The organism is Xanthomonas sp. LMG 8993 (assembly GCF_009835065.2).
In the GTDB taxonomy this organism is placed as follows: Bacteria; Pseudomonadota; Gammaproteobacteria; order Xanthomonadales; family Xanthomonadaceae; genus Xanthomonas; species Xanthomonas arboricola.
This window is the reverse complement of sequence record NZ_QVIF02000018.1, coordinates 1-13325: the sequence shown is the minus strand read 5'-3', so window position 1 is coordinate 13325 and position 13325 is coordinate 1. Positions and strand designations below refer to the sequence as shown.

3 protein-coding genes are annotated in these 13325 nt (G+C 66.0%); all 3 read left to right on the top strand.

The genetic code is table 11. The features are described 5' to 3' along the window. On the top strand, positions 1 to 519 hold a 519-nt coding region (locus DYQ94_RS20505; RefSeq protein WP_505414917.1), incomplete at its 5' end, for a phosphopantetheine-binding protein. Between the two features lies 1 nt (position 520). Next, entirely contained in the window at positions 521 to 11608 is an 11088-nt protein-coding gene (locus DYQ94_RS20500; RefSeq protein WP_160955279.1) for a non-ribosomal peptide synthetase, read from the top strand. Between the two features lie 47 nt (positions 11609 to 11655). Then, positions 11656 to 13325 (top strand): condensation domain-containing protein (locus DYQ94_RS20495; RefSeq protein WP_505414916.1); only part of this gene is annotated, 1670 nt, incomplete at its 3' end.

The window sequence follows — 13325 nt, the reverse complement described above, 5'->3', positions numbered from 1 at the left end:
TCGGTGGGGGTGCACGGGGAGGGTGCTACGGCACGCCTGGTGGCCTGGGTAAGCGGTGTCTCGGGCGAGGGCTGGGAAGAGGCGCTTCGCGCGGTGGCCACGTCGCGCTTGCCGACATACATGCAGCCGTCGGTCTACGTACCCTTGGAGAGCCTGCCGCTGACAGCCAACGGCAAGCTGGATCGCAAACGCCTGCCGGCGCCGTCCGTTGCCGAGTTGCCCTGGAGTGCGCCAGAAGGCGAGATTGAATGCCTGCTCGAGCGCATCTGGGCGCAGGCGCTGGATCTGGAGCGGGTCAGCGCGACCGCTGATTTTTTCGCGCTCGGCGGTCATTCGCTTCTGGCGATGCGCGTCATCAACGATGTGCAGCGTGAGTTCGGGATCGAACTGCCGCTGCGACGTCTCTTCGAAAATCCCGACATTCGCTCGCTGGCACGGCTGGTGAGCGATCAGCGTATCCGCAGCGAGAACCTCTCCGGTGCCGTAACGGACGCAACGCAAATCGAAATGGAGTGGTGAGATGCGGCCTGCAGAGATCGTGACGTTGCTCAACGCCGAAGGCGTATTTCCTTTCATCGACCAGGACCGGCTCAAAACTCGTTCGGCCTCCGCGGACATTTCACCACGTGCGGTCGCGTTGCTGCGCGAGAACCGTGACGCCCTCATCGCATTCCTCTCGGACAGTGCTGTCTTACCGATCGCGGAGGCGATTCCCCGACGCGGGCAGCCGCAGCGGCCAGCGCCGCTGTCGTTCGCGCAACAGCGGCTGTGGTTCTTGCACCAGCTCGACCCGGCCGCCAGCGCCGCCTACCACGTCGGCGCGGCGCTGGCCTTGCGCGGCGCCCTCGACGTGGACGCGCTGCGGCTGACGCTGGCTCGTATTGTCGAACGCCACGAGGTCTTGCGGACCTGTTTCGTCGATCAGGACGGCGAGCCGGTGCAGTGGGTCCTGCCGGCTCACGCGGTGCCACCGTTGCCGCTGTTCGACCTGCGCGGCGAGGATGCCGCATCGCGGATATGGGAGCACCTGCGCGACGAGGGCGAGGCACCTTTCGATCTCGTTACCGGCGGACCACTGCGCATGCGCCTGCTGCATACCGGCGAGGAGGAGCACGTATTGGTGGTCACGATGCATCACATCGTCTCGGACGGCTGGTCGAACGCGGTGCTGGTGCGCGAATTGGGCGCAATCTATGCCGCAACCGTTGCTGGCCAGCCCGATCCGCTGCCGTTGCCGTCCATCCAGTACGCCGACTATGCGGCATGGCAGCGCGAACGCCTGGACCAGGCGCGTTTGCAGACGGAGATCAGCTACTGGAAACAGCATCTGGCAGGCGCACCAGCGCTGCTGGAACTGCCGAGTGACCGTCTGCGGCCGGCGCACCAACGCTATACCGGAGAACGCGTGCCGGTACGAATCGACCAGGGGACTAGCGACGCGCTGCGCAACCTGGCTTGGCGCCATCGGGTGACGCCATTCATGGTCCTCCTGGCGGCCTGGGCGGCCTTGCTGCACCGGCTCTCGGGCCAGGACTCGGTCGTGGTCGGCTGCCCGGTCGCCAATCGTCAGCGACCGGAGGTCGAACCACTGATCGGCTTTTTCGCCAATACCATGCCGTTGCATGTGCATCTGGAAGACGATCCGTCTGTGGCAGGCCTGCTGAGCCGGGTCCGCGAGCTGACCCTGGACGGCTACGCCCATCAAAATGTGCCGTTCGAGCAGGTCGTTGATGCGCTGCGACCGCAGCGCAGTCTCAGCCACTCACCGCTGTTCCAGACCAGCCTTACCGTATCCGGCGCAGGCACCTCCGCACCCGACCTGCAGGGCGTGCGGGTAGAGGCGCTGCAGCCGCCGCGGCACAGCGCGCAATTTGACCTGGCGCTGGCACTGGCCGATGAAGCGGGCGGGTTCTGTGGCGAGTTGGTGTACACCTGCGACCTGTTCGATCGCACCACCATCGACCGCTGGCTAGGCCACTTTGATTGCTTGCTGCGGGCAATGGCCTTTGACGATACCGTCCGGGTCAGTACGCTGGATCTGCTGGATGCGTCCGGTCGCCAACAGATGGTCGCGCTGGCTGCTGGTCGGGCAGTCTCCGAGGCTGTCCCCGAGACGGCGTTGAAGCAGATCCAGCGCCATTGCGACGCGCGATCCGACGCGGTGGCAGTGATCGCCGGCCACCAGCAATGGAGCTGGGCGCAGCTTGGCGCCGCTGCCGATGCAGTGACCGATGCACTGAGCGTGGCCGGTGTCGGCGAGGGCGACCGGGTCGTCCTGTTGCTGGAGCGCGATGCCTGGATGGTGGCCGCGATACTGGGCGCATGGAAGGTCGGCGCCGCCTATGTGCCGGTCGACACAACATCACCGCCAGCGCGCATCGCGGCGATCCTCATCGACGCCGCGCCCGCCGCGATGCTGACCGCGCGCGACGATGTGGCAAAAGCGGTCCATTGCCCGAGCGGCATGGCGGTCATCGATGTCAACGCGCTGGCAGTTGCGCGCGCGACCGCTGCCCCCAGCAGCAGACCGGAGCATGCGGTTGGCGTCACCGCCTACCTGATCTACACCTCCGGCTCGACCGGCCGTCCCAAGGGCGTTGTCGTTGGTCATACCGCGCTGGCGCACTATCTGGATCGTGCGCGATGCCTTTATGACGCCGATGCGCTGGCTGCCGGCGTAGTTGCGACCACGCTCGCGTTCGACGCCACCGTCACCTCGCTCATCCTGCCCCTGGCCACCGGTCGCCCGGTCCACTTGCTGCCACCCGATCCGCACGCCTCGCTGGCCATACTGGCCAGCCTGATGGTCGGCGCCGAACCGCTGCTTTTCAAACTCACTCCTGCACATCTGGAGGCGTTGGCGAATCTGGCCACGGTCCCGGGACAGGCGCCCCATCGCGTGGTCGTCGGTGGCGAAGCATTATCGACCTCGACCTTGGCCCGATTCCGCGAACGTGTCGCACCGAAGGCGACGGTGGTCAACGAGTACGGACCGACCGAAGCCACGGTCGGCTGCATGGTCCACGCCATTGGGCCTGCCGATGCATTGCCCAGTGAGGACGGGGTGCCGATCGGGCGGCCGTTCCCTGGCATGCGCATTGACGTCGTCGACCGCCATGGACAGCCGGTACCAATCGGCGTGCGCGGACAGCTCCATATCGTCGGTCCGCAGTTGGCCCAAGGCTATCGGGGCGGCGCCGACGCCGGTGGTTTCTACGTCAAGGCCGATGGCTGCCGCGCCTATCGCAGCGGCGACCTTGCGGCCTGGGGCGTCGATGGCCGCTTGCGTTTTTTCGGTCGCGACGACGCGCAGCTGAAGATTCGCGGGTATCGGATCGAGCCTGCGGAGATCGAAGCGCGTCTGATGGCGCTGCCGGGCGTGCAGGATGCCGCGGTGGTCGCTGTCGGCGACGACCACGATCGGCGTCTGGTGGCCTATGCGGTCTCTGCCGACGGCGCGCCAGTGATGGAGGATGCGCGCCTGCGTGCGACGTTAGCCCTCGAATTACCGCATTACATGCTGCCCGAAGCGGTGGTCTGGATCGAGCGAATGCCGCTGACCGTCAACGGCAAGCGCGAATTCGCGGCGTTGCCGGCATGGCGGAGCGATGCCGGGGCCAAACACGAGTTGACCCCGCCGACGACTGTCAGCGAGCAGGTCCTGCACGACTCCTGGTGCGCCATCCTCGGTCACGCGAAGATCGGCCTGGACGAGGATTTCTTCGCCCTCGGTGGTCACTCACTGCTGGCCACCCGGGCAATCGCCGATATCGGTCGTCGCCTGGAGCGCAGCGTGCCCCTGCGCGCCCTGTTCGAGCATCCGACCGTGCGTCGTCTGGCCGCCCACGTCGACAGCCACGGCGAGCAGCGCATCCAATTGCGACCGCGCCCGCCGGGCACCGCGCCGGTGATGTCGCACGCGCAGAAGCGCTTGTGGATTCTCGACCAGGTCGAGGGCGGCAGCCGCCAATACCACATCGCCGTGACGCTGCGCCTGCGCGGTGATCTGGACATGGAGGCCTGCAGGATTGCGCTGGACGGTATCGTGGCCCGCCACGAGGTCTTGCGCACGCGCTTCCTGGCCGGCGATGGTGATGGGCGGTGCGAGGTCGTCGACCTGGCGGACGCGCCGTTGGAACTCCATGACCTGCGCAAAAGCGCGGTCAGCCAGCGCAAGGCCGTGTTGACCGCACGGATACGCGAGGAGGTCGAACGGCCGTTCGACCTGGGGACCGACACGTTGTTGCGCGCGGCGCTATTGCGTATCGACGAACAGGAATGGGTCGCGGTGCTGACGGTGCATCATATTGCTTCCGATGGCGGCTCCAGCGCATTGCTGGTCAAGGAGTTCGTCGAACTGTATGCCGCCGCCTGCGAAGGACGCCGGCCGGCCTTGCCACCTTTGGCGGTGCAGTACGGGGACTACGCTTTGTGGCAGCAACGCGTGTTGGACCAGGCGCGACTGCAACAGGGGCTGGATTACTGGCGCGAGCGCCTGGAGGGGGCACCGCCCGTGCATGGCCTACCGCTGGATCGACCCTGGCCGACACAGCGCACCTTTTCCGGCGGCCGGATCGAACGCAGACTGGAATCATCGCTATCCGCTCGCCTGCGCGAACTTGCCCGGGCGCGCGCAGCGACCCCGTTCATGCTGCTGCACGCGGCATTCGCCGCAGTGCTGGCGCGCTGGAGTGGCGAAGACGATGTGGTGGTCGGCTCGCCGGTCTCCGGACGCCATCATTCGGCCACCGAACCACTGATCGGATGCTTCGTTAACAGCGTGGCCATTCGCACCCACGTGGACACTGCGCAAAGCTTCGAGACACTTCTAGGCCACGTCCGGACCACCGTTCTGGATGCATTCGCACACCAGGCCATTCCCTTCGACCTGGTGGTGGAGGCGATCAATCCACCGCGCAGTCTTGGCCACGGCCCGATATTCCAAATCAGCTTCACGATGCACCAGGACGAAGTTGCAGACCTCGCGCTGCCGGGCCTGAACGTGGGCGGTCTGGAATCCGGTATCGACGTGTCGCGCTTCGATCTGGAACTGCATGTGCGCGATTTGGGCGACGGTTTCGACATGACCGTGCTGTATGCGACCGAATTGTTCGATGCCAAGACCGTCGAACGCCTGGCCGACGCGCTACTGGCGTGCTTGTCGGCCGCCGCCAAGGATCCGCAGGCGCCATTGCTCGCGTCGGCGGCGATGTCAGCCGACGATGCTGCGCGCGTGCTTGCGCTCGGCGCACCATCGCTCCTGCCGCGTCCGGCACTGTGCGCGCACCAGTTGTTCGAGCACTGCGCGCGCGCGACACCGTACGCAGCAGCGGTGGTTTGCGACGGCCACGCGTGGACGTATGCCGACCTGGACCGCCGCGCGAACCGAATAGCCGCGTTCTTGCATGCGCAGGGGATCGGGCCAGGGGCGCGGATTGGCGTGTGCATGGAGCGGTCACACGATTTGTTTGCAGGTCTGTTGGCTGTCCTCAAGGCGGGCGCCGCCTACGTACCGATCGACCCGACCTATCCCGAAGAGCGTATCGCCGCGATGCTGGAGGATGCCGCGCCGGCACTGGTATTGACCCAGCAGGGCGTACTGGAAGCGGTCCCGGCGTTGGGCGAGCACAGTGTGGTACCGGTCGATGGCGCTCTCGCCCACGCCTTGTTCGGCGCATCCGACGCGGCCGATCCGGGTGCCCCGCAGACAGGCGTGCGTCCGCAGGATCCAGCCTACGTGGTGTTCACCTCCGGCTCGACTGGACGCCCCAAGGGCGTCATCGTGCCGCACTGCGGCATGATCAATCTGGCCCTATCGCAGCGCGAGCTGTATCAGGTGGGCGAGGGCGACCGCGTGCTGGCATTCGCGTCGGTGAGCTTCGACGGAGCCGTCTGGGAATGGCTGATGGCGCTGGCCAATGGCGCGGCCCTGCATGTCTGCGCGGAAGAAGACCGGCGCTCGCCAGCACGACTGGCACGTTTGTTGAGCACGGCCGAGATCACCCATGCGGCCATACCGCCGGCGTTGCTGGCGCAACTGGATATCGGTTCTACACCGGCGCCGCGCGTGCTGTTCGTCGCCGGCGAGGCTTGCGACGAACGCTTGGCCTGGGCCTGGGCCGAGCGTTGTCGCGTGGTCAATTCTTATGGCCCGTCCGAGATCACCGTTGCTGCGACCAGCGCCGAGGTGGTGCCCGGCCGTCCGCTGACCCTGGGCCGCGGCCTTCCAAACGTCGAATTACGCGTCCTCGACACACAGGGCGCGCCGGTGGCGGTCGGCGTGCCTGGTGAGCTCTACATCGGTGGTCCAGGCCTGGCTGACGGCTATCTGGGGAACGAAACACTGACCGCGCTCAACTTCATCGATGGACTCGCCGCCGACGGTGGCCGTCTGTACCGCAGCGGCGACCGTGTGCGTTGGAATGCGCAGGGTGAGTTGGAGTTCCTCGGGCGCGTCGACGGCCAGATCAAGATTCGTGGACATCGTGTCGAGCCGGGTGAGATCGCCGCGTTGCTGCGCGCCCACGAGAGCGTGTCCGAGGCCGTGGTCGCGGTCCGTGGCGACGGCGCTCTGCGTCGCTTGGTCGCCTACGTGGTGCCAGCCGTCGCCAACGAAGCAGAGGTCAACGAAGCGCTGCTGGTGCGCGCATTACGTGAGCGAATCAAACGGCATCTCCCCGATTACATGATGCCGGCGGCATTCGTAGCGATCGATGCGCTGCCATTGACCGCCAATGGCAAGATCGACCTGCGCCGACTGCCGGAGCCTGATTACCAGTCCCAGGCCGTGCACGTCGCGCCGCGCAACGAACATGAAATCACGCTGGTGGCGATTTGGCAGGAAGCGCTGCGGCTGGAGCTGGTCGGCGTGCACGACAACTTCTTCGAGATCGGCGGCGATTCCATCCTGGCGATCCAAGTGGTATCGCGCGCGAACAGGGCCGGGCTGGCGCTCACTACCCGCCATCTGTTCGTCGCCCAGACCGTGGCCGAGTTGGCCGCGCTGGCCGCCACGCTGGACGCGCCTGCAGCCGTGGCGCCGCAGCAGGCGATCGAAGGTGGGCAGGTGCTGTTGCCGGTGCACCGCTTATTGATCGGCCTGGACGAGACGGACCGCCATCACTACAACCAAGCGGTGCTGCTGAGGACACCTGCAGATGTCGATGAAGCGATCCTGCGGGACGTGGTGGCGGCGGTCTATCGCCGTCACGATGCGTTGCGCCTACGCTTCGCCGAGCGCGATGGCGACTGGCAGGCCTGGTATGCGCCATTGGACGAGGCAATGCTGTCGGCAACGATTGTGCGCGAACGCCTACCCGAAACCAACGCAACCGCGTTCGTGACGGCGCGTTGCGATCATTGGCAACGCTGCTTCGATCTTGCGCGGGGGCCGCTGCTTCGGGTGGTCCATTTCGCGCCTGCCCGTGCGGGCGAGAGTGGGCGTCTCTTGCTGCTGGCCCAGCACTTCGTCGTGGACGGGGTGTCTTGGCGAATCCTGCTCGCCGATATCGAGCGCGGCTACGGCCAGGCCGTGGCCGGTCGAGCGATCGAACTGGGCGCCAAGACGTCCTCGTTCCAACAATGGGGTCAAGCCCTGCTCGAGCATGTGGGTTCGTCGCGCCAGGTGGCGCAACGGTCGTTTTGGCTGCGCCAGTGCCGACTCCACGTGGAGCCGTGGCCGAACGACTTCGGCACCGAGGATGTCGGGCGAATGAGCGATAACGCGTTGGTGACTGCCAGCCTCGACCCGACGCGTACTCGTCGGCTGCAACAAGACTGTGCGGCCGCCTACCGGACCCAGATCAACGAGCTGCTGCTGGCGGGCGTCTACCTCGGACTGCGCGCGTGGAGTGGCGCGAGCGCATTCCGCGTGCGCATGGAAGGACACGGTCGCGAGGACCTGTTCGACGAGCTCGATGTCACGCAAACCGTTGGTTACTTCACCGGCATCTATCCGTTGGTGATCAGCGCGGCTAGCGACGAGGTAGGCGAGGTCATCAAGGCGGTCAAGGAGCAGTATCGGGAGGCCGATCACGGCATCGGGTTCGGCATCGCCCATCAGCTGGGCAACGACCCGGAACTCGTCGAGGCTGCCGGACGGCTCGGTCCGCCCGACCTGGAGTTCAACTACCTCGGCCAGTTCGATCAGGTGATCAACGAGGAGACTGCCTTCCAGGCCGCGCCGGAAGGTGTGGGTGACAAGGTCAGCCCGCGTCGCCGGAGGGTGCGCAGGATTGGCTTGACCGGACGTGTGTTCGGCGGCGAACTCACGCTGGTGCTGGATTACAGCCGTGCCCAGTATCGCGACGAAACGGCGCAAGCGCTGATCGAGGCGATCGTGCAAGGTCTGGACCGAGTTATCGATCATTGCAGCACGCCCGGAGCCGGCACGCGCACGCCGTCGGACTTTCCCTTGGCCACGGTCGACCAGGCGCAATTGGACGCATGGCAGCGCCGCTATGGGGCGATCGCGCAGGTGTATCCGGCAACGCCGATGCAGGCGGGCCTGCATTTCCACAGTCAGCTCGAACGTTCCGCTTACGTGGTGCAGTCGTATCCGACCCTGCACGGTCCCCTGGACATAGAAGCGTTCCGCCGCGCCTGGAACGACACGCTGGCCCGCCACGACATCCTGCGCACCGCGTTCTCCGAGGCCGGCGGAACGCTGCAACAGATCGTGATCGATCGGGTCCAGCTGCCATGGCGCGAAGAAGATCTGCGCGATCTGGCACCAGCCGAGCAGGAGGCGCGCTTTGCCGCCTTCCTGGCCGCCGACCGCGACGCCGGCTTCGACTTCGCCAGCGCACCGTTGCTGCGGCTGACGCTGTTCCGTCTGGGCCACGATCACCATCGCGTGCTGTGGACCCAGCACCACATCACCCTCGACGGCTGGAGCGGGCCGCTGGTCTATCGCGATGTGCTGGAGCGCTATGTCGCACTGAGCGAAGGTCGCCCGGATACGCTTGCGGCGCCGGCCGCGTACCGCGACTACATCGCCTGGCTATCGCGCCAGGACACCAATGCGGCGCGCAGCTACTGGCGCGCAGCACTGTCGGGACTGTCGCTGCCGACCCCGCTGGGAGTGGACCGTCTGCCTACCGACGGCGAACACGGTTCCCGCGAGCGCCGGTTGCGTCTGTCGGTGGCGGCCACGCGTGCACTGGAATCGATGGCGCAACGCTTGAAGGTCACCTTCAACACCCTGCTGCAGTGGAGCTGGGGCTATGTGCTGCATCGCTACAGCGGAGAGGACGAGGTCGTGTTCGGCACCACCTTGTCGGGGCGCCCGGCGGAGGTGCCGGACATCGAATCGATGGTCGGGCTGTTCATTCAGACTGTACCGGTGGCGGTGCGCTTTGGCCGCGACGCCGATACAGCATCGATGCTGGCGCGCCAGCATGCCGAATTTGTCGAAAGCACACAGCACGGTTTCCTGCCGCTTCCGCAGATCCAGTTGGAGGCCGGCGGAATGCCGCTGTTCGACAGCCTGCTGGTGTTCGAGAATCTGCCGACCGATGCCCGCGACCAGGCGGCAGCCCTGCCGGGCCAGCTGCGAATCGAGCGTGATTCGGCACCGCAGTTCACCCATTTCCGCCTGACGCTGATTGCGGTGCTGGAAGACACCTTGCTGCTGCGCATGGGTTATCGCGCCGAGCACTTCGCCGAGGCCACCATCGGCCGCCTGGTCGCGCATCTGGGGCGGGTGCTCGAGGATCTGCCCGCAGCGGTTGCCGCAGGACGCGAGCCGGCGCTGCACGATGCTGCTGAGCGCGCGACGATCGCTGGCTGGAATGGCGCTCGCGCGCCGTATCCTCACGATAGCTCGCTGGCCGACCTGTTCGAGGCGCAGGCTGCGCGCACGCCCGATGCGATCGCGGTCCAGGCCGACGGAATCATGCTGGACTACGCGACGCTCAATGCCCGCGCCAACCGCATCGCCCATGGTCTGCGCGAGCGCGGCGTTGTGACAGATGCACGGGTCGCGATCGTGGCACCACGCGGTGTCGCGATGCTGGTGGCGATGCTGGCAGTGCTCAAGGCAGGCGGTGCTTATGTGCCGATCGATCCGGCCCAGCCGGACGCGCGCGTGAGCTATCTGCTCGAGGACGCTGCGCCGGTTGCCGTTCTTGCCGCAGATGACGCAGCAGCATGGGTGGGGCAACGCCTGTCGCTGCACGAACAGGCGTGGTCGCATGAGTCGCAGCTCAATCTTGCGCGCCAGCCAGCCAGTGGCCGCGAACTTGCCTACGTGATGTATACCTCCGGCTCTACCGGGCAGCCCAAAGGGGTCATGGTCGAACACCGAAGCATTGTGCGCCTGGTGTTTGGCACAGATTTCGCCCCGCTCTCGCCTGCTGATCGCGTCGCCCATTGCTCGAACCCAGCGTTCGATGCATCCACCTGGGAGATCTGGTCGGCCTGGCTTCAAGGCGCGCGCGTGGTCGTTTTCGACCAGCAGACCGTCCTGCATGCTGCGGCCTTGCGCGACGCGCTGTTGAGTGCCGGCATCACCGCGATGTGGATGACAGTGGGACTGTTCAACAGCCATCTGCCGGTGCTTGGACCGGCCTTGGCACAGCTGGGCCACTTGCTGGTGGGCGGCGATGCACTCGACCCGCGTCGGATCGCCGAGTTGGCGCAGTCGCCGTATGCGCCGGCACGACTGGTCAACGGCTATGGACCGACCGAAAGCACCACGTTTGCGCTGACCTATGCGATCACTGGAGCAGTCGATGGCGAGCGTGCGATTCCAATCGGGCGGCCAATCGCCAACACCACCGTACATCTGCTGGATGAGCGGATGCAGCCGGTGCCGATCGGTGTGGTCGGAGAGCTATGGATCGGTGGCGACGGGCTGGCCCGGGGCTACCTGAATCAGCCAGAGCTCACTGCCGAACGCTTCGTCGACACCGGCGCGCATGGCCGCCTGTACCGCAGCGGCGACCTCGGTCGCTGGTTGCCTGACGGAACCGTCGAGTTCGTTGGCCGTCGTGACGCTCAGGTCAAGTTGCGTGGCTTCCGTATCGAGCTGGGTGAGATCGAATCGGCGCTTGCGGCACTTCCGGGTATGCGCGAGACAGTCGTGGTCGCTCGCGAAGATGAGCGCGGCGACCGTCAACTCGTCGCGTACACAGTGGCTGGCGAGGATTTCGATCCATTGCAGGCGCGTCTTTCGCTGGTAGCCGTGCTGCCGGATTACATGGTGCCGGCGGCGATCGTGGTGCTGCCGGGACTTCCGTTGACTACCAATGGCAAGGTCGATCGTTCCGCCTTGCCGGCCCCCGACTGGAGCCTGGATCAAGGCGACACTTTGCCGCAGACGGCGACCGAAACCCGCGTACACCGGGTCTGGTGCGAAGTGCTCGAACGCGAATCGGTTGGCACCCGCCGTACTTTCTTCGAGGTCGGTGGGCACTCACTGCTCGCGACCCGGGTGGTAGTCGCGCTGCAGGCCGAATTCGATTGCGAACTGCGCATCGCCGATCTGTTCGCTCGCTCGACCATCGTCGAGCTGGCGGCCTGGATCGATGCGTTGACTGCGGCTGGGGCACAAGTCGCAACGGGTACGGTGGAAGAGAACGACGCAATGGAGATGACCGAATGGTGAGCATGGATCTGGCCGCGTTGCTGCATGAACTCGGCCGACGGCAGGTCATGCTTTCTGTCGAAGAAGGACGCTTGCGCAGCAATGCGCCGCGCGGCGCGATCACGCCGGAGTTGGCGGACGCCATCCGTTCGCACAAGGACGCGTTGATCGCCGTTCTCGAGCGTGGCCGCGGCAATGGTGCCTTAGCTGCGATCCAACCGGCAGCGAAGGCGTCGTGCTACCCGCTGTCATTCGCGCAGCGTCGGTTGTGGTTCGTTGATCTCCTTGGTGGCGGCAGCCCGCAATACAACTTGCCCGGTGCGCTGCGCCTGCGCGGCCGACTTGACGTGGCCGCATTGCAGCGTGCGCTGGAAGCGCTGCTGGAACGACATGCGATCCTGCGTACCGTCTATGCCGACCACGACGGAGAGCCGGTACAGCGTGTGTTGCCGGCGACATCGCTGACCATGGTTCGGCACGCACTGGATGGGCTTGAAGAGGGAGCGCGCTCAAGCGCGCTGGACGCACTGCTGCAGGCGCAGGCCAGCGCCGTCTTCGACCTGTCAGGGGACGTGCTGTTGCGGGTCGCACTGGCTCATATGGGTGAGGACGATCATGTTCTGTTTTTCTCTACACACCACATCGCCGGCGACGGCTGGTCGATGGGGCTGCTCGTGCAGGACATGGCCGTGTTGTACTCGGCCTTTGTTGAAGGCCGCGACAACCCCTTGCCGGCGCCGAGCCTGACCTATGCCGATTACGCCTGTTGGCAACAGCAGCGACTGGCCGATGGCAGCCTCGACGCCTCGTTGCGATTTTGGTGCCAAGGCTTGCGCGATGCGCCGGCGCTATTGGAGCTGCCTGGCGATCGGGCACGGCCGGCGCGCCCAAGTCACCGTGGCGCCAGCCTGCCGTTGCGCTTGGCGCCGGAGCAGGCGCAACTGTTGCGCAACTGGGCCTCTGCGCATGGCGCGACACTCTTCATGGCGTTGCTGGCCGCTTGGTCGGTTCTGCTGTCGCGGCTGAGCGGGCAGGGTGAGGTGGTGATCGGCACCCCGGTCGCCAACCGTCAGCGACGCGAGACCGAGACCCTGGTCGGCTTCTTCGTCAACACGCTCGCATTGCGCGTCAACCCGGCGGCGGCTAGCAGCGTTGCCGAACTGATCACTCAGGTGCGCGATGCGACCTTACGCGCTTATGACCACCAGGATGTGCCGTTCGAACAAGTGGTCGAAGAACTGCGGCCGGTGCGCGATCTCGGCCACCATCCGGTATTCCAGACGATGCTGGCGCTGGACAACACGCCCGGCGGCCGCGCTTTGGTGCTGCCTGGCCTGGACGTACAGTCGGTGTCGATGCCCCACCAGAGCGCGCATTGCGATCTGACTGCGACCTTTGTCGAAAATGCGGATGGCAGCGTGGGCGGCGCGATCGAATACGCCACCGACCTGTTCGACGCGGCAACGATCCAGCGTTGGGCCGGCTATCTGCAGCGGCTGCTGCAGGCACTGCCCGACGCCGAAGGGCAGCCGGTGGCGGCGTTGCCGATGCTGTCCGAGCGCGAGCGCGAGCAACTGGTCCACGGCTTCAACGCCACCGCCCGTGCGTATCCGGCCCAGTCCACCATCGCCGAGGTGTTTGCCGCCTGCGCAGCCCGTCGTGGCGAGGCGATCGCGCTATGCGATGCTGATCACGCGCTCAGCTATGCCGAGCTGGATGCACGCGCCAATCGTCTGGC

Bases quoted from the DNA above. Each gene is read 5' to 3' on its own strand.
- DYQ94_RS20500 (WP_160955279.1), top strand. From the start codon at position 521: ATGCGGCCTGCAGAGATCGTGACGTTGCTCAACGCCGAAGGCGTATTT.